This window comes from endosymbiont 'TC1' of Trimyema compressum (assembly GCF_001584725.1).
In the GTDB taxonomy this organism is placed as follows: Bacteria; Bacillota; TC1; order TC1; family TC1; genus TC1.
Map to the genome: position 1 here is coordinate 853,396 of NZ_CP014606.1, position 18,002 is coordinate 871,397.

Annotated in this window: 28 protein-coding genes and 5 pseudogenes; 4 read left to right on the top strand and 29 right to left on the bottom strand. The window is 32.5% G+C overall.

Going from position 1 to position 18,002, the window contains the following annotated elements:
• Positions 1-73: 73 nt before the first annotated feature.
• From AZF37_RS05360 to AZF37_RS05460, 25 genes and pseudogenes are all read right to left on the bottom strand, one after another.
• Positions 74-1,135, bottom strand: coding sequence for an InlB B-repeat-containing protein (locus AZF37_RS05360; protein WP_088369906.1), 1,062 nt, complete (start codon positions 1,133-1,135; stop codon positions 74-76).
• Complete coding sequence (locus AZF37_RS05365; RefSeq protein WP_088369907.1) at positions 1,110-1,310, bottom strand: Ig-like domain-containing protein; 201 nt, start codon at positions 1,308-1,310, stop codon at positions 1,110-1,112. The genes AZF37_RS05360 and AZF37_RS05365 overlap by 26 nt, the downstream gene beginning before the upstream one ends.
• A gap of 9 nt (positions 1,311-1,319) precedes the next feature.
• On the bottom strand, positions 1,320-2,075 hold the full coding sequence (locus AZF37_RS05370; protein ID WP_088369908.1) for a leucine-rich repeat domain-containing protein: 756 nt from the start codon (positions 2,073-2,075) through the stop codon (positions 1,320-1,322).
• Between the two features lie 295 nt (positions 2,076-2,370).
• Positions 2,371-2,943, bottom strand: coding sequence for a bifunctional phosphoribosyl-AMP cyclohydrolase/phosphoribosyl-ATP diphosphatase HisIE (gene hisIE, locus AZF37_RS05375; RefSeq protein WP_281178834.1), 573 nt, complete (start codon positions 2,941-2,943; stop codon positions 2,371-2,373).
• 16 nt (positions 2,944-2,959) lie between these two features.
• A pseudogene (gene hisF / locus AZF37_RS05380) lies at positions 2,960-3,362 on the bottom strand (imidazole glycerol phosphate synthase subunit HisF); the annotation flags it as partial.
• Between the two features lies 1 nt (position 3,363).
• Positions 3,364-4,089 carry a 1-(5-phosphoribosyl)-5-[(5-phosphoribosylamino)methylideneamino]imidazole-4-carboxamide isomerase gene (gene hisA / locus AZF37_RS05385; protein WP_088369910.1) on the bottom strand — a complete coding sequence of 242 codons (726 nt, stop codon included), beginning with the start codon at positions 4,087-4,089 and terminating at the stop codon, positions 3,364-3,366.
• Positions 4,080-4,694, bottom strand: a complete 615-nt coding sequence (gene hisH, locus AZF37_RS05390; RefSeq protein ID WP_088369911.1) for an imidazole glycerol phosphate synthase subunit HisH — start codon at positions 4,692-4,694, stop codon at positions 4,080-4,082. The genes hisA and hisH overlap by 10 nt, the downstream gene beginning before the upstream one ends.
• Positions 4,694-5,282 (bottom strand): annotated as a pseudogene (gene hisB, locus AZF37_RS05395) (imidazoleglycerol-phosphate dehydratase HisB). Before hisB ends, hisH begins: the two are co-directional and overlap by 1 nt.
• Positions 5,263-6,585 (bottom strand): annotated as a pseudogene (gene hisD / locus AZF37_RS05400) (histidinol dehydrogenase). The pseudogenes hisB and hisD overlap by 20 nt, the downstream one beginning before the upstream one ends.
• Positions 6,561-7,240, bottom strand: a pseudogene (hisG, locus tag AZF37_RS05405) (ATP phosphoribosyltransferase). Before hisG ends, hisD begins: the two co-directional pseudogenes overlap by 25 nt.
• 163 nt (positions 7,241-7,403) lie before the next feature.
• Positions 7,404-7,550 (bottom strand): annotated as a pseudogene (locus AZF37_RS13270) (ATP phosphoribosyltransferase regulatory subunit); the annotation flags it as partial.
• Positions 7,551-7,604: 54 nt separating this feature from the next.
• Positions 7,605-7,772, bottom strand: a complete 168-nt coding sequence (locus AZF37_RS10460) for a hypothetical protein (protein WP_162473920.1) — start codon at positions 7,770-7,772, stop codon at positions 7,605-7,607.
• A 93-nt stretch (positions 7,773-7,865) separates the two neighbouring features.
• Positions 7,866-8,111 (bottom strand): ATP phosphoribosyltransferase regulatory subunit, encoded by a 246-nt coding sequence (locus tag AZF37_RS05415; RefSeq protein WP_088369912.1) that lies wholly within the window; start codon positions 8,109-8,111, stop codon positions 7,866-7,868.
• 145 nt (positions 8,112-8,256) lie between these two features.
• Positions 8,257-8,553 carry a YerC/YecD family TrpR-related protein gene (locus tag AZF37_RS05420; protein WP_088370667.1) on the bottom strand — a complete coding sequence of 99 codons (297 nt, stop codon included), beginning with the start codon at positions 8,551-8,553 and terminating at the stop codon, positions 8,257-8,259.
• A gap of 48 nt (positions 8,554-8,601) precedes the next feature.
• Positions 8,602-8,703, bottom strand: coding sequence for an LPXTG cell wall anchor domain-containing protein (locus AZF37_RS05425; protein WP_088369913.1), 102 nt, complete (start codon positions 8,701-8,703; stop codon positions 8,602-8,604).
• A 14-nt stretch (positions 8,704-8,717) separates the two neighbouring features.
• Entirely contained in the window at positions 8,718-8,948 is a 231-nt protein-coding gene (locus AZF37_RS05430; protein WP_088369914.1) for a NifU family protein, read from the bottom strand.
• A 1-nt stretch (position 8,949) separates the two neighbouring features.
• Positions 8,950-9,090 (bottom strand): hypothetical protein, encoded by a 141-nt coding sequence (locus AZF37_RS10470; protein WP_162473922.1) that lies wholly within the window; start codon positions 9,088-9,090, stop codon positions 8,950-8,952.
• A gap of 20 nt (positions 9,091-9,110) precedes the next feature.
• Positions 9,111-9,266 carry a hypothetical protein gene (locus AZF37_RS10475; RefSeq protein ID WP_162473923.1) on the bottom strand — a complete coding sequence of 52 codons (156 nt, stop codon included), beginning with the start codon at positions 9,264-9,266 and terminating at the stop codon, positions 9,111-9,113.
• A 21-nt stretch (positions 9,267-9,287) separates the two neighbouring features.
• Positions 9,288-9,686 (bottom strand): OsmC family protein, encoded by a 399-nt coding sequence (locus AZF37_RS05435; RefSeq protein ID WP_088369915.1) that lies wholly within the window; start codon positions 9,684-9,686, stop codon positions 9,288-9,290.
• Positions 9,687-9,756: 70 nt separating this feature from the next.
• Positions 9,757-10,236, bottom strand: coding sequence for a 23S rRNA (pseudouridine(1915)-N(3))-methyltransferase RlmH (rlmH, locus tag AZF37_RS05440; RefSeq protein WP_088369916.1), 480 nt, complete (start codon positions 10,234-10,236; stop codon positions 9,757-9,759).
• Positions 10,237-10,238: 2 nt separating this feature from the next.
• A complete protein-coding gene (locus AZF37_RS13275) occupies positions 10,239-10,445 on the bottom strand; it encodes a M20/M25/M40 family metallo-hydrolase (protein ID WP_162474084.1) in 207 nt (68 codons plus the stop codon).
• Positions 10,442-10,657 carry a hypothetical protein gene (locus AZF37_RS05445; RefSeq protein ID WP_088369917.1) on the bottom strand — a complete coding sequence of 72 codons (216 nt, stop codon included), beginning with the start codon at positions 10,655-10,657 and terminating at the stop codon, positions 10,442-10,444. Before AZF37_RS05445 ends, AZF37_RS13275 begins: the two co-directional genes overlap by 4 nt.
• Positions 10,629-10,949, bottom strand: a complete 321-nt coding sequence (locus AZF37_RS05450; RefSeq protein WP_088369918.1) for a peptidase dimerization domain-containing protein — start codon at positions 10,947-10,949, stop codon at positions 10,629-10,631. The genes AZF37_RS05445 and AZF37_RS05450 overlap by 29 nt, the downstream gene beginning before the upstream one ends.
• 50 nt (positions 10,950-10,999) lie before the next feature.
• A complete protein-coding gene (locus tag AZF37_RS05455) occupies positions 11,000-11,170 on the bottom strand; it encodes a M20/M25/M40 family metallo-hydrolase (RefSeq protein ID WP_088369919.1) in 171 nt (56 codons plus the stop codon).
• The gene (locus AZF37_RS05460) at positions 11,157-11,381 is read right to left on the bottom strand and encodes a hypothetical protein (RefSeq protein WP_088369920.1); all 225 of its coding nucleotides are present in this window, start codon (positions 11,379-11,381) and stop codon (positions 11,157-11,159) included. The genes AZF37_RS05455 and AZF37_RS05460 overlap by 14 nt, the downstream gene beginning before the upstream one ends.
• Positions 11,382-11,523: 142 nt before the next feature.
• Between AZF37_RS05460 and AZF37_RS05465 the strand changes: the two genes are divergently transcribed.
• The 3 genes from AZF37_RS05465 (at position 11,524) to AZF37_RS05475 (ending at position 14,794) form a co-directional block, all read left to right on the top strand.
• Positions 11,524-12,150 carry a DUF47 domain-containing protein gene (locus AZF37_RS05465; RefSeq protein ID WP_088369921.1) on the top strand — a complete coding sequence of 209 codons (627 nt, stop codon included), beginning with the start codon at positions 11,524-11,526 and terminating at the stop codon, positions 12,148-12,150.
• A complete protein-coding gene (locus AZF37_RS05470; RefSeq protein WP_088369922.1) occupies positions 12,143-13,159 on the top strand; it encodes an inorganic phosphate transporter in 1,017 nt (338 codons plus the stop codon). The genes AZF37_RS05465 and AZF37_RS05470 overlap by 8 nt, the downstream gene beginning before the upstream one ends.
• Positions 13,160-13,234: 75 nt before the next feature.
• Entirely contained in the window at positions 13,235-14,794 is a 1,560-nt protein-coding gene (locus tag AZF37_RS05475) for an ABC-F family ATP-binding cassette domain-containing protein (RefSeq protein ID WP_172793084.1), read from the top strand.
• Positions 14,795-14,878: 84 nt separating this feature from the next.
• Here the strand turns inward: AZF37_RS05475 and AZF37_RS11665 are convergent, their stop codons facing one another.
• The 4 genes from AZF37_RS11665 to AZF37_RS05495 all read right to left on the bottom strand — a co-directional run bounded on the left by AZF37_RS11665 (position 14,879) and on the right by AZF37_RS05495 (position 17,087).
• Complete coding sequence (locus tag AZF37_RS11665) at positions 14,879-15,037, bottom strand: hypothetical protein (protein ID WP_245611903.1); 159 nt, start codon at positions 15,035-15,037, stop codon at positions 14,879-14,881.
• A 621-nt stretch (positions 15,038-15,658) separates the two neighbouring features.
• Positions 15,659-16,036 (bottom strand): class I SAM-dependent methyltransferase, encoded by a 378-nt coding sequence (locus AZF37_RS13280; protein WP_088369924.1) that lies wholly within the window; start codon positions 16,034-16,036, stop codon positions 15,659-15,661.
• 55 nt (positions 16,037-16,091) lie between these two features.
• Positions 16,092-16,520 carry a hypothetical protein gene (locus AZF37_RS05490; protein ID WP_088369925.1) on the bottom strand — a complete coding sequence of 143 codons (429 nt, stop codon included), beginning with the start codon at positions 16,518-16,520 and terminating at the stop codon, positions 16,092-16,094.
• A 123-nt stretch (positions 16,521-16,643) separates the two neighbouring features.
• Complete coding sequence (locus tag AZF37_RS05495) at positions 16,644-17,087, bottom strand: EFR1 family ferrodoxin (RefSeq protein WP_088369926.1); 444 nt, start codon at positions 17,085-17,087, stop codon at positions 16,644-16,646.
• A 155-nt stretch (positions 17,088-17,242) separates the two neighbouring features.
• On the opposite strand from AZF37_RS05495, the gene AZF37_RS05500 reads away from it, so the two are divergent.
• Positions 17,243-17,824 (top strand): TetR/AcrR family transcriptional regulator, encoded by a 582-nt coding sequence (locus AZF37_RS05500; RefSeq protein ID WP_162473924.1) that lies wholly within the window; start codon positions 17,243-17,245, stop codon positions 17,822-17,824.
• The last annotated feature ends 178 nt before the right edge of the window (positions 17,825-18,002 follow it).

Genomic DNA, 18,002 nt, shown 5'->3' on the forward strand with positions numbered 1-18,002 from the left:
ATCTTATCGTTATTAGCACTTAATAAAAAAGGCAAATGCATTTTTTGCATTTGCCTTTTTGTATCAATCAACGTTATTTATTTGTATCTTTATTATTTTTTCTTTTTAAAAACCCTATTCCACTAAGTAAACTCCCAACTGTAAGTAAAATAATACTAGAAAACATAAACACAGAATGCCCTGTTTTTGGCAAAGATGAAATATTTAAAATAGATAAACTATCATTTGATTTTTCAAATGTTAAGGGTTGGTTTACTGTCCCTGAATAATTAGCAGTTGCATTCCCAATCACTACAGAATCTTCAAAAGTGAAACTTAATAATTTTATTTGTGCATCAAGATTATACCAAATAATCTCATTACCATTAATACTATAGTTTCCAGATGAATTCTTAGGTGGAACTATCTCACCTTTTTGATTTTTTATAGGCGAAACTAATTTAAAAAAAGAACAATATTGAATAGTTGGTAAAAATATATTTTGATTATCTAGTGTTAAATAATCTAAATTAATTAAATTTCTCATTTCAGGTGGCAATATCATTATTTCATTATTCTTTAATAAAAGCTGCCTTAAGTTAACTAGTTTACCAATTTCTCTTAAATCAACAATACCTTTTGATTCCAAATTTAAAATTGTACAATTTGTTATCATATCATCTGTTAAAGAAGCATTAACATCTCCATCTGCTATAGCATCAGCTATAGCTAGTGCTAATGAATAATCTGAAAAAGTATTTGCTATTGAATTATTACTTAATTTCCATATAGCATATAGCATAATATCCTGATTAGGCATTTTGGTATTGGAAAAATCCCAAGCAATACCACTTCCATCCGGCGCAGTATTCCAGCCAACAAAAGAATAGCCATTACGAATCGGATTAGAAACAGAGGTTGCAAAATCATCTGTAGCAATTATTTGGGAATTTGGAGTACTCCTGTCTCCACCATTTATATTAAATACTAAATTGTGGGAAATTCCTTTCCATTGAGCAAATAAAGTAACATCATTGTTAGGCATAAGTGATGTATTAAAATCCCAAGTGACACCAGTTCCATCTTTTGCTGTATTCCAACCTTTGAAAATATATCCTGTGTAACTAGGATCAAGTACAGATGTTGCTAATCCCACCTAATGCTAATATTTGAGTCCCAGGTAAAGAACCATTTCCGCCATTTAAATCAAAGGACAATGCTCGAGTTGTATATACTAATGGCTGAACAACATTTCCTGAAAAAGGCGCACTAGCACTACCAATTGAAATTGTTTGTTTAAAAGAAAAATTCACTGAAGTAGTTGTTGGCAATAAATTACTTCATGTAATATAATTTCCATTAATAGCATAATTTCCAGTTGAATCATTTAGGGGCACGGTCATTCCATTTTCATCCTTAATAGGAGATAATAATTTAAAAGATTGACCACAAGGAGCATTATCCAATAAAATTTCTTGTCCTTCTAGCACTAAATAAGACATTTGTGATAAGTTACTAAGGCTACTAGGCAAAACTGAAAAATAATTGTAGGAAATATCTAATCCTTCCAAATTCTGTAAGTTATCAAAATTATCAGAAAGTCTTGATAATTTATTATTCTCTAAATACAAATAATTTAAATTTGTTAAATTACCAATATTTGCAGGTAATGCTGCTAAAAAATTATTTGTTAAAACTAATGATTGTAAATTTGTTAAATTACAAATACTATCTGGTAAAATAGTTATTTTATTATCAGATGAATAAATCGAATCTAAGTTAACTAAATTACCAATTGAATCTGGAAATGTAGTAATTTCATTCCATTCAACAGATAATGTATGTAAATTACTTAAATTACCAATGTTTTCAGGTAAAGAAGTCAACTGATTTTTCCATAAATTCAACTTAGTTAATTGGCTAAATATTTCAATTCCTGTAACATCTGTTAAATTTTTCTCTTGCAAATTAAGTGTTTTCGTTTTTAATATGTCTGTGCTTATAACATCTGTTACAGAGCATCCAAAATAATCAGCCATTACTTGTGCAGTATTTGTATTAGGAAACTGTTGCTGAAAAGTTACATCTTTGTCCACTAACTAATCCTTGCTTTCCTATTATCAACCCTATGGAAATTGTACCAATAACAATAATCGCTGATATTATTTGCAAGCATCTATTTAGTGTATTTTTTTCATACATAACACCTCTCTCATCTTATTTGCATTATATCATTCTATTCACCGATTAATATATCATAATTTACATAGTGAATTCAAGTATAATAAATGAGATTAAGTAATTAAATATTTTGAATAATTTAAAAGTTTTTGACGTTATCTTGTTATAGAATAATTTATGCGTAATACTTTAAGGGGACTATATCTAATATTAACTTCTTTTAATTAATTCTTCCTCAATATCCTTGAGCTTCACATTTTTAACTTTAAACAATACCATTAAATGATAAAGTAAGTCACTGGCTTCATAAATCAATTCATAATTGCCATCATTTTTTGAAGCTATAATAACCTCTGATGCTTCTTCGCCTACCTTTTTCAAAATCTTATCAATGCCTTTTTCAAAAAGATATGTAGTATAGGAACCTTCTGGCATATTCTTATAGCGTTCTTCAATAACAGCAGCTAAAATACCCATTCTTTTCCCAAATAGCACATCGCTACGATCTTCATCACCCATATTAACATCTACTTTCGTATTTAAATATTTATTTAAATCATAGTGAAAGCAGCTTTTCTCGCCCTCATGACAAGCACAACCTATTTGTTTAACTTTAATTAAAAGAGTATCTTTATCACAATCATAAGCAATTTTCTTAACCTTTTGAAAATGACCACTGGTTTCGCCTTTATGCCATAATTCTTGCCTGCTTCTTGAATAGTAAACAGCTTCACCAATTTCAAGGGTTTTGACCAGAGATTCAAGAGACATATAGGCCAACATCAGTACCATCCTCTTTTCTTTTTGCATCAATAGCCACAACAATGCATTGAGAACCAAACTTTTTAGCTCCTTCTGTAATCAAACTAGGATTTTCAATAGCTGGTGTGCAAATTGAAATTTTGTCTGCACTAGCTCTTAAAATTTTTTTAATATCTTTCTATAGTCTTAATACCGCCACACCAACTGTAAAAGGTATATAGACTTCCTCAGCAGTCTTTTTCACAACATCAATAATATTTATCTCTGTTTTCATGAGAAGCCGTTATATCTAAAAATACAAGTTCATCTGCTACAGCTTTATCATAAAATTTTGCCATATCAACTGGATCGCCAGCATCTTTAATATGGACAAAATTAGTTCCTTTTACAACTCGACCTTCTTTAACATCTAAACAAGGAATAATTCTCTTTTTTAACATTCTATTTCTCCCCTACAATAACTTGAGCTTTACTGAAATTTATAGAACCTTCATAAAGAGCTTTACCTAAAATAACTTCATCTACGCCAAAAGCCTCTAGCTTACAAACATCCTTAACATCTTTTAGCACTGCCATGCCACCAGAAGCAGTGACTTTCAAGCCTGTTGCCTCAGCAAAACCTTTAGTTTCTTCTAAATTTGGACCAGTTAAAGTACCATCCTTACTAATGTCTGTATAAATGATTCGTTCAATACCTAACTCTTTCATTTCAAGTCCTAGCTGAATGGCTTCTTTTTTTGTATCTTCTAGCCAACCTTTTGTCCTTACAATTCCATTTAAAGCATCAATACCTACAGCAATACGCTCACCATAAACAGCTGCAGAGCAGGCAACTAGAGCCATATTTTCAATAGCCGCTGTTCCTAATATAACTCGATCAACACCCATATTTAAATAACGGGCAATGGTTTTCATATCTCTAATACCACCACCTATTTCTAAAGGTACATCAACTTCATTAACAATTGCTTCAACGATTTTCAAATGGGTTGTATCCCCTTTATAAGCGCCATATAAGTCTACTAGGTGAATTCTTTTCGCACCTAAGGCTTTCCATTTTCTAGCAATTTCAACAGGATTCCCATAGACAGTAGTCTTGTCAAAATCCCCTTTATACAAACAGACACATTGGCCGTCTTGCATATCAATAGCTGGTACTAATACCATTTGTCCACCAACTTTCCAAAATTATTTAATATTATTAAACCTTTATCAGAGCTTTTCTCTGTATGAAATTGAATGCCAAATACATTATTAGAAGCCACAATAGCAGGAATAGTTTGACCATATTCACAAGTTGCAATTACATATTCACTATTATCTGGGTAAGCCTGATAACTATGAACAAAATAAAAATCTTCATTATTATTGAGACCGTCTAAAAGAATAGAATGTTTTTTAATGCAAATATTATTCCAACCCATATGAGGAATCTTGTAGCCAGTTCTAATCTTTTCAACGGTGCCTTTAAGAAAGCCTAGTCCCTTGTTATGACCATCTTCTTCACCACTCTCGAATAAGAGTTGCATCCCTAAACAAATACCTAATAGTGGTTTATTGTCTGCTACAATTTTCTCTAAAAAAATAATTATATTTCTTTCATGTAAAGCTTTCATACCATCAGCAAAGGCACCAACCCCTGGTAATATATACCCTTTACATTTATCTAAAGCTGAGATATCATCACTGATAACAGTGGTAAAACCATTTTTATTTAAAGCTTTTTCAACACTGACTAAATTGCCAATACCATAATCAATAATACCAATCATTAGAGAGAACCTTTATTAGAGGGAATTTCATTGCTTCCAGTATCCATCACAGCTTTTTTCAAACTACGTGCAAACCCTTTAAAAATACCTTCAACAATATGGTGAGTATTTTTACCTTCCAAAAGCTTCACATGTAAATTCAAACCACAGCTCATAGTAAAAGCTCTTAAAAACTCCTCAACTAATTCTGTTTCAAAATTTCCCAGTAAAGGAATTGGCATTTCAGCCTTAAAATTCAAATAAGGCCTACCCCCTAAATCAAGGGCAACCATAATTAGTGCTTCATCCATTGGTAATATAATATCCCCATATCTAACAATACCTTTTTTATCGCCTAAAGCAGTTTTAAAAGCTTCTCCTAAGACAATACCAACATCTTCAACTGTATGATGCCCATCAATTTCCAAATCACCTTCAACATCTACCATTAATGAAAATCCGCCATGTTTTGCAAATAGGTTAAGCATATGATCAAAAAAACCAATGCCAGTTCCGCCTTCAAAAAACACCATTTCCATCAATATTTATAGATAAATTAATTGCTGTTTCATTGGTATTGCGTGTTTTTCTACAAATTCTTTCTTCCATCATTTAACCTCACTAAAATTGCATTTTCATGCCCATCAAATCCCTCAACTGCTGCGAGTTTTGCAGCGTACTTGCCATATTTATTGAGGGCATCCTGAGAATAGTTAATAACACTTGTCTTCTTTAAATACATATGAGTATTTAAAGGTGAATAAAATCGTCCAGTTCCTCCTGTAGGTAATACATGATTAGGTCATGCAAAATAATCTCCAATTGGTTCAGGGGTATAGTGCCCTAAGAAAATTGCTCCTGCAGAAGTTATACTCCCCATTACCTCATATGGTTTTTCAATTGCTAGTTCTAGGTGCTCTGGCCCATAAGCATTGGCAAACTCAATAGCTTCTTCTAAGTTTTTCGTAACAATGATAGCTCCATTAGTTTCTAGAGATTTCCTAGCAATGGCTTCTCTTGAAAGAACCTGTAACTGTCTTTCCACCTTAATTGCTACAGCATCTGCTAAAGCTTCACTAGCTGTTACAAAAATAGCTGATGCTAAAGTATCATGCTCGCCTTGAGACAATAAATCAGCTGCAAGATACTGAGGCTTTGCACCTTCATCACCAATAACTAATATTTCACTAGAACCCGCCAACATATCAATATCAACATCACCATACACAATCTTTTTAGCAATTGTAACATAGATATTTCCAGGTCCCACAATTTTATCTACTTTTTTCAAAGTTCCTGCCCCATAAGCCAGCGCTGCAACTCCTTGAGCCCCACCTACTTTATAGATTTCTTTTACCCCACACAATTTAGCAGCTACTAAGGTGTAAGGATTCATAGAACCATCTGCTCCTGGTGGAGAAATCATTACAAGCTCTTTCACACCTGCAACTTTACCAGGAATTGCTGTCATTAAAACAGACGACGGATAAGCAGCAGTGCCTCCAGGTACATACAATCCAACTCTTTTTAATGGTTTAATTAATTGACCAATAACAATACCATCTTTTCTAGTATCTAATTGTAGACCCGATTAGCTGTTTCTGGTGAAAATTTCAACATTATTGATGGCTAAATCTAAAGCCTTTAAAAATTCATCATCTACCTTATTAAATGCTTCTTCTATTTCTTTTTCAGAAACTCTAAATTGATTTTCATTTAAATTGGGACCATCATAAGTCTTTGTATAGTTTCTAACAGCCTCATAGCCATCTTTTTTTATATTCTGAATCATTGTATTTACTTGACTGTATTTTTCATCTTCACAAAGAGAGTGGCTTTTATTTATTAGACCATTAATGGCAGCCTGGTCACTATAGTATATTTTTCTCATTGTCGGTTCCTCTCTACCCATTTTTTTAAAATAGTATTTACTTTTTCAACTAAATTAAATATTTGTTCATTTTTTACTCTATAACTTACATTATTAGCAATTAAACGTGCTGTTGCTGGAAATATAGAACACACTTCTACTAACCCATTTTCTCTTAAAGTAGTTCCAGTAGAAACAATATCGACAATCATGTCATCTAAACCAATACAAGCAGCTAATTCAATATTACCATGTAAATGAATAAGCTCCATTTGTAAACATTCCTGTAGAAAAATGCATGTGCAACATTGATAAACTTAGTCGCAACTCTCTTATGATTTAACAAGTGAAGAGTAAACGGATCAATGCCTTCATATTTTTCAACAAGACTTTTAGGTGCTGCAACAGCAAAATTACATTTACCAAAACCTAAATCTAATAATTCAAAAACATTTCGTTGTTCTTCTTCAATAGTATCTTTGCCTACAATACCAATATCTGCTACACCATACTCTACATAAATAGGCACATCTGTTGGCTTGCAAATTAAATAGCGTACGTATCCAAAAGAAAATTTAAGGGTTCTTGATTCAGGTTCAACACCACCCACTGGTAATCCAGTTTTAGCCAAAAGCTCTAATGACTTAGCTCCTAACCTTCCTTTAGGTAAAGCTATTGTTAATTCATCTTTAATCATATTATTCCTCCCCTTCCAAATCAATAGAGACACGTTTGTTCTTTTTTCTTAATTGATCTGCTTTTTTAAAATCTTGAAGAGGATTATCAGTAATCATAACTTTTTCAACTGCCCTACTTGCTTCTCTCTGAACCAGAGTACTAATATAAACATCTACATCAATTGCAAAACCAACAGCACATAAGGGCTTATAGTAAGTTTCTAGTAGATGGTCATAACGACCACCTGTTAATAAAGGTACACCAGCACCTTCACCATATCCTTCAAATACAAGACCAGTATAGTAACTAAAATCTCCTAGAAGACTAAAATCAAAAAAACATTTTCCTCATAGCCCATACCTCTAAGAATAGATAGTATTTTTCTAGTCTTTCAATGGCTTTTTATACTCAGTCTGACTGGAAAAATCTCTGATTTTTTCAATAAATCCTTGAACGCCATTTTGTCTTGCCAATGTTATTATTTTATCTGAATCCTCAGCTTTCATAATACTGTTTAAGGAGTCTTTTTCATTGATTAATTCAATTCCCACTTGCTTGCGCTGTCTTTTTTTACCTTCTTTAAAACTTTTTGACTAAAGACTTCGCCTGCGTAACAAAGTCGCAAAGGATAGGCTGCGTTGCCCTTAAGGTGGGTACCAACTAAACGAGCAATAGGTGCTGTCATTTGTTGGTCTTAATACCAACAAATCTCCTGTATTATCGATTAAAGTAATATAATCTCTTTCTTCTTCTTTTTCTTTGCCAATTATATTCCATGTTTCAAGAATAGGTGTTCTTACCTCATCATATCCCCACAAAGAAAAATTATATAATAAATCATCAACAATTACTCTTTGTGTATAAGCTTCTGCTGGTAAGTAGTTTCTCATAACTTCAGGTATTAATAATTCTTTTTTTCATTTATTTCTCCTCTTCTTATTTTAACACTTTAGCTTAATAAAACCATTGTACTATAAAATAAAAAATTTTGCAAGACCTCTTTAAAAAAACAAGGGAGTTTATACTCCCTTGTTTTTACTTTTTCTTTTTTAATTTTAACAATGTATTTTTGTAACCATCAGCACCATAATGCAAACATCTTTTAACACGACTGATTGTTGCTGAACTTGCTGCTGTCTTTTCTACAACATCAGCATATGTTGCATTTTTGTCTAACATTTCAACTACTAGCCATCTCTGTGCCATTGATTTGATTTCTGCAATGGTGCAGAGATCATCAAAAAACGCTTTACATTCTTCAGTGGTTTCTAAAGATAAAATGGCTTCAAATAGGGCTTTTAAATCATCCTTCTCTACATAACCTTTATACATTTTTACCTCACTCTCAATCAAGACTTGCGCTATCATCTAACAAAAAACTTATTTTTTCTTCCTGATTCCAATAATAATTGCAATAATAGCTACAATAACAATGATAATGCCGAAAATCCAAATAATATATTGTCCTGTATCTGGTAACATACAAAACCCTCCTTTTACATATTAACGGCAATCACTTCTTGGACGCCAGGTACTTTTTCTTTCAGGATTCTCTCAATCCCCATTTTTAAGGTCATTAAAGCGCCTTTACATCCTTGACAAGCACCTTGTAATTCCACATATACTTCCCCTTCATTTTCAGCGACTTCAATTACTGTTACATCGCCTCCATGAGCTTGCAATGATGGTCGGACTAATTCTAAAGCTTCCTTTACTTGCTCCTCCACTTTATTCACCTCCTTTATTAAACAAACCTTTTATTTTTTTATTCGCATTCTTCAATGTGGTTTTGATTCTGCCATCTGAATCAGGCACAATCCATTCAGTCATTTCCACAGACCATTTATCTTCAGAATACTTTTTCTTCAAAGCATACTCAACTAATACTTTTAAATTTTCTCTTGAACGGGGTTTATTTTTTTACCTTTAATTTTCAACTGAATAATTGGATTTTCAACTGAAATAATCTCATAATCCCCAACATCTTCTCTTATATAATTCCTAGAAGTAACTAAATATGCTTCTACGCTACTGTTATCTGCCACTGTTTTATTCTCCTTTAACTTTCAAATAGGCTTCCACACTTTTGAAGGATTTTGAATCTGTCTCTTAACATGACACACATTCATCGCAGCAACTAATGCTTTACGATATTGTTCTGGATATGAATCCGGTACATTAACGACTAAATCAACAGCCTCAACTAATTGACTGGTTTCATTATAATTCATTTTTACTTCAACATAAACATCTCTCAAATCAATATTTCTATGTTGCAAAAACTCTAATACCACTGTACTACTACAAATACAAACACCTAAGGCTGCAAAATAAAGTTCATAAGGAGTCGGTGCTGAATCCTCGCCACCATCTTCTGGTGGTTGATCGCTTATCACATTTTGATTTCTGAAAGAAACATTTGTTTGAGCGCCTCCTGGAAAGGTCACAATCATTTTATCTACCATCGTTACCGCCTCCTATCTTCCTTCTTATTGTACCTTATTATGATACAAGTGACAATAATAAGATGCTTATTTATTTATGATAAGTTTCATGATTCATAATTTTAAAACCTCGGTAGACCTGTTCACATAAAACTAAGCGCATTAGCTGGTGGGGAAAAGTCATTTTAGAAAAAGAAAGAGGGCACTGAGCTTTCCTCTTTATTTCATCTGATAGACCTAAATACCCCCCTATAATAAAAACTATGCGGGATTTGCCATAGGTCATTATTTCCTCTATTTTACCTGCTAGTTCTTCTGAAGATAAAAAATTGCCTTTCCTATCCAAAACAAAAATATAACAATCTTTTGGTAATTTACTTAAAATTAATTGACCTTCTTTATCCATTATTTTATATTCATCACTAACAGAAGCATTATTAGGAATTTGAACTTCACTTACTTCTATAATATTTATTTTTGCAAAACGGCTTAAGCGTTTCTCATATTCCTTAACACCATCTCTAAAATAAGATTCCTTTAAATTACCAACACATAAAAAAGTTACATCCATATTTATGAACCTAAAAGTTTATCTATTAAATCAATATAACAGTAAGCACTTTTGACTAGGCTATCTATGGATATAAATTCTTCTGCTGCATGAGCTTCTTTAATATTACCTGGGCCAAATACTAAAATTGGAATACCATTTTTACTTAAATGAGAACCATCTGTCCAATAGTCTACACCACATACTTTACTCTTCAGCCCCCATTTCAGTTGTGACTTCTTTTAAGGCTAATACTAATGGATCCTTGATCATCCGTTTCCATAGGCCCTCTAAAAGCAGTTTCTGCCATAAGAGTAACTTTAATATCCTCCTTTTTTAAGCCCATATTTTCACCCACATTAATGATTTCCTCAAATAAATCTTCTTTAGTCTCACCTGGAATGTAGCGTCTATCATATGAAAAAACAACTATCTGGAACAATATTATTCTGCATACCTCCTTCAATCCGACCTACATTTAATGTTGGTTTCCCACAATAAGGGTGACTTTTATTACCTAAAACAGGTAACAGGTCTCTTCTCAAAGCTTCAATATATTCCGTACACTTATAAATAGCATTATCACCTAAATGAAGCATACTACCATGAGCTGCTTGACCTGCTAATTCAACTTTTATACCCATACTACCTTTATGAGCAACAACTATATTTAAGTCTGTAGCCTCTCCAATAACTGCCATATCTGCAAAATCTTTTTTAGAACCTAGCGCCATACCACCTTAACTAGCATCTGGACATTCTTCACCTATAGTACCTGCAAAAACTACATTGCCATTAATTTGCATATTGTTTTCTTTAGCGTAAATAAAAGCATAGACCATAGCACCTCTATGCCACCTTTCATATCAACACTGCCTCTGCCCCAAATTTTGCCATCTTCGATATAAGCATCAAAAGGTGGTAATGTCATATTATCAGGTCTAACAGTATCCATCTGGCACTTCACCTTTTAGTGTAATATAAATATTTTTTCGCCCATCCTTAATTTCTTCCATTTCAACGTCAAAACCGTAAGGCTTTACTAATTCTTTCAAATAGTTCCCGACCATAGTTTCGCCTTGTGGAATTAAATAATGACTTTTAATTTTCACAATATCTTGAACAATTTTTATTAATCTTTCTTCATTAACTTTAATGTTTACCATGATGCCACCTCTTCTTTTAATGTTACTAACCATATTATATCAAATTTTTTACTAAAATACTTGAATCAAAATCTTGTTTTTTCGTTTTCTTTTCTTTATACTAAAGAATAGTATTAAAAATTAGATTAAAGGTGGGGTAACTATGTTTAGAATGTCAAAAAAAGAAGGTGCCTTCTTTTTTTTATTTAGCCAAACAACAGAAAAGGCTCTGGAAGCAGCTCAAGAATTAAATGAAATGTTATTTAACTACAATGGTGACTTAAGTTCACTGGACAAAATTTCTACAATTGAACATGAATGTGATTGTATCGTACATGATACACTAAATAAGTTAAATCGTTCTTTTATAACACCAATTGATAGAGAAGATATTGACGAAATTATAAAAGAATTAGACACCATTACTGATACAATTGATGATACTGCTCAAGCTCTTAAAATGTACAATGTAGAAAAACTTAGAGAAGGCATAACTGAGTTTTCCTTTTTGACCATCCAGATTCTAGAAGAATTACAGAAATTAATGAATCTGCTTGTCAATATGAAAAGTAACACTAAAGAAATTAATGATTGTGTTATAAAAATTAACGATATTGAAAATAAAGGAGATTCTCTTTATGTTCGTGTAATTTCAGAACTATTTAAAGAAGAAGAAAATCCAATTGAAGTCATTAAATGGAAAGACATCTTCTTATATCTTGAAAACACCTTAGACCAATGTGAACAAGTGGCAAACATTGTGGAAGGCGTGGTTATTAAACATGTTTAGTTTGGCTATTATCTTAGTAGTTCTATTGGCTTTATCCTTTGATTTTATAAATGGATTTCATGACACTGCCAATTCAATTGCGACAACTGTATCCACTCGGGTATTACCACCTAGAGTAGCTATTATTATGGCTGCTACACTGAATTTCGTCGGTGCTTTAGCAAGTGAAAATGTAGCTAAAACAATTTCTAGTGGCATTATCGCCAAAGACTCAATTGATACAGAAGCTTTTCAATATGTTGTAATGGCAACCTTAATTGCAGCGATTATTTGGAATTTAATTACTTGGAAAAAAGGCCTCCCAAGTAGTTCGTCCCATGCCTTAATTGGAGGATTAATTGGTGCTTCCATTGCATTTTCAGGTTCCCTTAATGTTGTGGAATGGTTTGGCGTACTTAAGAAAGTAATTATTCCTTTATTTGCATCACCAGTCCTAGGATTTTTTATAGCATTTGTTTTCATGAAATTTTTATATTTTATTTTAAAAGGACTATCACAGAAAACAGTTAACAAAGGCTTTTCAAAACTACAAATACTCTCAGCAGGGTTTATGGCCTTTGCTCATGGAAGCAACGATGCTCAAAAATCAATGGGTATTATAACATTGGCATTAGTTGCTGGAGGCTATTTAGCCAATGATGCTGGTATTCCACTATGGGTCAAATTAGGCTGTGCTGTAGCCATGGGTCTCGGTACCTCTATTGGTGGTTGGCGTATTATTAAAACCATGGGTGTTAACATGATTCGCCTACAACCTATCGGTGGTTTTGCAGCTGAAACATCAGCAGCTATTGTAATTGAAACTGCATCTCAGCTAGGAATGCCTTTAAGCACGACTCACGTTATTTCTACCTCAATTATGGGTGTAGGAGCAGCTAAAAGAACCAGTGCCGTAAGATGGTTAATAGCTAAAAGCATTGTAGGTGCTTGGATACTTACAATTCCAATTACCGTTATAATCGGTGCCATAATCACATTATTACTTAAAGGATTTACAATCGGATTTTAATGATAATAAAAAGAGTTTTGGCAAATGTCAGGACTCTTTTTAAATGACATAAGATCTATAGAAAAGGAAAAAATAATGAGCACACTAGAAATCAAAAATTTATCCCATAACTTTGGGGATAAGCGACTATTTAATAAAGCAAACTTAAAAATATACCCAACTGATAAAGCAGGGATAACCGGCCTCAATGGTGTTGGTAAAACAACCTTAATCAACATTTTAATCGGCAACGTTTTACCTGATGAAGGACAAATTAAATGGAATCCTAAAATTGAAATAGGCTATCTAGACCAAAAAGTATCTATTGACAACAGTCTATCTGTTTTCGACTATTTAAAATCAGCTTTTACTAAACTTTATACAGTTGAAGAGCAGGTTAATCAAATTGGAAAAGAATTAGAAACTGAAACAATTGTAAAGCAACAAGAAAAACTAGTCAATAGACTCCATAGCCTTCAAGAAGAGTTAGAAAGAAAAGACTTCTACTCTCTTGAAAGCAATATCCAAAAAGTTTCTTCTGGCTTAGGTATCCTAGCATTCGGTTTAGATACGCCAATTAAGAACTTAAGTGGTGGACAAAGAACCAAGGTAATTCTCGCTAAGCTCTTGCTTCAAGCTCCAAATTTACTTCTTCTAGATGAGCCAACTAACTTTTTAGACACAATCCATATAGAGTGGTTAATTAAGTATTTAAATGGCTTTAAAGGAGCTTTTCTAATTGTCAGCCACGACTACAATTTTCTTAACAATGTTGTAAACTGTGTCTGTGATATTGAATTTTCAACAATCACAAAATATCGAGGAAACTGCGATAGCTTTAAAAAGCAAAAAGAAGAACGACAATTACAGTATCAAAAAGATTATGCCAGTCAACAAAAAGAAATTGGACAATTAGAAGATTATGTTAGACGGAATATAGCCCGAGCATCTACTTCAAAAATGGCCAAAAGTAGACAGAAAAAATTAAATAAAATTGAAGTTATGGATCGACCTACAAAAGTAATTAAACCTACATTCTCATTTAAATATAAATCAGTAGGTAGCGACATTATGTTAAAAGTTAACGACTTATCAATTGGCTATAACTATCCCCTAATTGAACATCTTAATATGGAAGTGAAAAATGGTGATAAAATCTCTATTTCAGGTTTCAATGGCATTGGAAAAACTACTTTTTTAAAAACAATCTACGGAATTATTCCGCCTTTGTCAGGCACTTTTACCTATGGCGAAAAAGCAACTGTAGGCTATTATGAACAGGAAAATATATGGAGAAATCCCGATTGGACTGCCATTAAGGAAATCCGAGAGGATTTTCCAAAGTTAAGTGATAAAGAAATCAGAACTGCACTGGCTAGCTGTGCACTAAAAAATGAACTGACAATGAAGCCTATTAAAACCTTAAGCGGTGGTGAACAAGCTAAAATAAAACTCTGTAAGCTTACTATGGTTCCCTACTCTATGATTATTTTAGACGAGCCCACAAACCATTTAGATGTGACAACAATTAATCATCTTAAAAAGGCCATTAAAGAATTTGAAGGTACTATTATATTCGTAACCCACGACAAGCTATTCCCTATTGAAGTTGCAGATGACGAATATGATTTTGAAAAAATTATTTATGATAAATAAAAAAGGAAGCAAAATATAATTAAATTGCACCCCAAACATTTGTCCAATGTTTGGGGTGCAATTTAATTTTCTTACTTTTTCACTCTAAAAGTAACGCCTAACTTTTTTACAATACTCTAAGTATTCATTCCCATATAATTTTTTTAATGCTTCTTCTCTCAACACTTGACAGTGAACTAACAAGCCACCACCAATTAAAAACAAAAGGCAGAATACATTAGGAATAGTCAAAAATAAATCCAAAAGCTACGTATAAAGAGGGTTCCGTGAAAAAGCAAAAGCACCAGAAGTTACCAAGGCCCCTTCATCTAATTGATCAATACCTATACGAAAACTCTTGCCAAAAGATATTAAGCCATATCCAAATAATAATAAACCTAAGCAGCTAATAATAAATCCTAGCCAAGCAATAATAGTATTATTAAATAATAATAGATGCCCTAAAGGCCACCGAAAAACACTTGCTAAAATTATGTAAAAATAAAATATCACAAATGGAGGAATTAAAAAGTCACTCTTGTTAGTCTCCCCCAAATCTTACCGCTTGAATGCCTACCCTTTTCAGTAAAATAATGCGTAAGACTAACAATATAATTAAGACAACTATAACCACTAATTCTAGAATCATAATCATTGCACTAACCTCTTTTTTTGTTATTATGTGTATTATTACCTAATCCATCTCTTTATACTTCAAAGTTAATACTTTCCAAAAAATATCTTATATATATCTAAGACATATTCTTAACTTTAATCATTTTCAATTCCATTATTTTGACTATATCCGATTAAATAAACAACATTTACTTTTTTTAATACATTCAGATATAGAAAATATTTAATTTGTATTTGTATTGATGATTGCTACTTTACACTAATAAATGCAATGTGATTTCCTTCTCTAATTATCTCCACACTGTTAAATCCTGTTTTGTAAAGTAAATCCGAAAATATTGCAGTGTCTTTATATTTAGGTAAATGATAATCTATCTTATCTACTTCATAAATTATAAGAAAAATTCTGTCCTTTTTCAACACCCTGTAACATTCACTCAACCCTGCTTCAAGTCGTGACCAATAAATATGATTTTGCACTGCTACAGCTAAGTCGAAAAAGTTATCCTCAAATTTAATATCGGCAACATTTCCGAGGCATAAAACTACTCTGCCATCTTCTATAAATTCACGATTAAAATCATTAGCCGCTCTTAGAGATTCTTCTGAAATATCAATTCCAAAAATTTTGCTTTTTTAGTCTTAGTTGCCATGTTTTCGATATTTCTGCCACCGCCAAAACCTATATCAAATATTTTCCATATTCATTTAAATTAATAGTTGCTAAACCCCATTCGCTTAGATTTTTAAAATAATTTGACCATATTCTAGTTATGACCTTGCCCACAAAACCATGTGGGTTTGCAGCTTGTCCTGTGAGATATTGAATCAATGGCTGGTATCCAAAGATACTCATTATTATGATCACCACCAAACTAATTACTATCACTTTACTATTTTTTTTGACTTTTGCATTCTGTATGCCAATTTGTTTTGCCGTTACATATGGATGAATATACCGACTACGCTTATTTTTAATAAGTGCGTGGGATATTGCATTTTGTGGGCACCATTGAATACATGCCATGCATTGAGTGCATAATATACCCCAAACCATCTTTTTTTCTTTTAATGTAATGTTATTTACTTGGCATATTTGAGTGTATTGCATACAGAAAGTGCATTTATCAGTTGAAAAAACGCTGTACCTAGTTTTGAAAATGACTGTATTTTTTCATCCGCCATATTTTTTGCAATTTTGGCCATTATGTCGGGTTTCACAATAACAGGTTGGTTAACCCTTTATAGAAGCAACCATAGACCCAATTTGTTTTTCTGATTTCTTGAAAATTTGTTTTTGTAAATACCTTGTAAACGCACTATATTCCAATATATAATTACCAGGCATTTTGACATGGTATTCCTGTAAACATATATTATCAGCCAAAGCAGCCCTTATATCTGCTAAAGCATATCTCCAAGAGCCTCCTCGCGTGGCCACTGCAAATACTTTTTGGCTGTAAGTTAGAGGAATCATACTTATCATTCTAATCACAATTTCTGGTGCATGTATATAATAAACCGGAAAAACAAATCCTACGGTAGTATATTCTCCGATATTAAAATCATTGGCTTTTAGTAAGGGGTTAACTACTGTGTTTCCCAATTTCAAAGCAATTGCCCTTGCTACAAAATACGAATTTCCGGTTCCGCTAAAATAAAAAATAATATTTTTCAATATTGACGCCCTCCATAACTTTAGAATATTCCTGCAAGAATTCTAAAGTTATTCTACTCTCTTATTCATCGTTTGTCAATGGTGTTTGGAATATATATGGAATAATTCCAAAGTTTTATATTGTATGGTATACTAGCATGTAGGAGGTGACGGATTTGAACAAGTATGAATTAACCACAAAAAAGAAAAAGGCCGCAATTATTTATACGGCACAAACTCTATTTAAGAATGAAGGTGTTTCTGATGTAAACATGAAAAAAATTGCAGATAAAGCCGGTGTGTCACAAGCGTCTATTTATAACTATTTCGGCAGCAAAGAAACTTTGGTTTCCGAGTGTGCGAAAGCAGTAATGAAAGACACCCTTATACAAGCAAATGAAATATTACACTTAGAAATAAGCTATTTAGATAAAATAAATAAAGTTCTAGCAATATGCAACGACGGTTTAAATCACTCTATTTCAGAGTACTTTAGCGAAAAAGCTTTACAGGACAAACAACTAGTTAAATTGTTAGTGAAAAACTTCAGTGAAAGCAAGAACATGATATATCGTCAATATATTGAGTTGGGGAAACAAGAAAACTGTATTGATACGACTATTCCAACAGAAACATATTTGCGTTTTATTGGTGCATTAGGCACTATAGCAGATACAAGTACTGATAGCAATGAGAAATTAAATTTAGAGCATTTGCATAAATTATTTTTGTATGGATTGTTGGGAGCTCCATGCTAACGACCTTCTCTCACACCACTGTGCACACGGTTCTGTACATGGCGGTTATTTAATTATCACAGGATTTTATTGTCATCTGTGATAATGTAATCCATTAACTCCTATATAATATAGAATATGGATAAAAATGCGAACAAATTTTAGTGAACAGTTGTATTCACAAAAATCGGAAGATTTG

What these genes read in the sequence shown, in the direction of transcription:
- hisIE (WP_281178834.1), bottom strand. Translation starts at nt 2,943, where the DNA reads ATGTTGGCCTATATGTCTCTTGAATCTCTGGTCAAAACCCTTGAAATT.
- hisA (WP_088369910.1), bottom strand. Translation starts at nt 4,089, where the DNA reads ATGGTATTAGTACCAGCTATTGATATGCAAGACGGCCAATGTGTCTGT.
- hisH (WP_088369911.1), bottom strand. Translation starts at nt 4,694, where the DNA reads ATGATTGGTATTATTGATTATGGTATTGGCAATTTAGTCAGTGTTGAA.
- AZF37_RS05415 (WP_088369912.1), bottom strand. Translation starts at nt 8,111, where the DNA reads ATGAGAAACTACTTACCAGCAGAAGCTTATACACAAAGAGTAATTGTT.
- AZF37_RS05420 (WP_088370667.1), bottom strand. Translation starts at nt 8,553, where the DNA reads ATGTATAAAGGTTATGTAGAGAAGGATGATTTAAAAGCCCTATTTGAA.
- AZF37_RS05425 (WP_088369913.1), bottom strand. Translation starts at nt 8,703, where the DNA reads ATGTTACCAGATACAGGACAATATATTATTTGGATTTTCGGCATTATC.
- AZF37_RS05435 (WP_088369915.1), bottom strand. Translation starts at nt 9,686, where the DNA reads ATGGTAGATAAAATGATTGTGACCTTTCCAGGAGGCGCTCAAACAAAT.
- rlmH (WP_088369916.1), bottom strand. Translation starts at nt 10,236, where the DNA reads ATGGATGTAACTTTTTTATGTGTTGGTAATTTAAAGGAATCTTATTTT.
- AZF37_RS05450 (WP_088369918.1), bottom strand. Translation starts at nt 10,949, where the DNA reads ATGGCGCTAGGTTCTAAAAAAGATTTTGCAGATATGGCAGTTATTGGA.
- AZF37_RS05455 (WP_088369919.1), bottom strand. Translation starts at nt 11,170, where the DNA reads ATGGATACTGTTAGACCTGATAATATGACATTACCACCTTTTGATGCT.
- AZF37_RS05460 (WP_088369920.1), bottom strand. Translation starts at nt 11,381, where the DNA reads ATGGTAAACATTAAAGTTAATGAAGAAAGATTAATAAAAATTGTTCAA.
- AZF37_RS05465 (WP_088369921.1), top strand. Translation starts at nt 11,524, where the DNA reads ATGTTTAGAATGTCAAAAAAAGAAGGTGCCTTCTTTTTTTTATTTAGC.
- AZF37_RS05470 (WP_088369922.1), top strand. Translation starts at nt 12,143, where the DNA reads ATGTTTAGTTTGGCTATTATCTTAGTAGTTCTATTGGCTTTATCCTTT.
- AZF37_RS05475 (WP_172793084.1), top strand. Translation starts at nt 13,235, where the DNA reads ATGAGCACACTAGAAATCAAAAATTTATCCCATAACTTTGGGGATAAG.
- AZF37_RS05490 (WP_088369925.1), bottom strand. Translation starts at nt 16,520, where the DNA reads ATGCAATACACTCAAATATGCCAAGTAAATAACATTACATTAAAAGAA.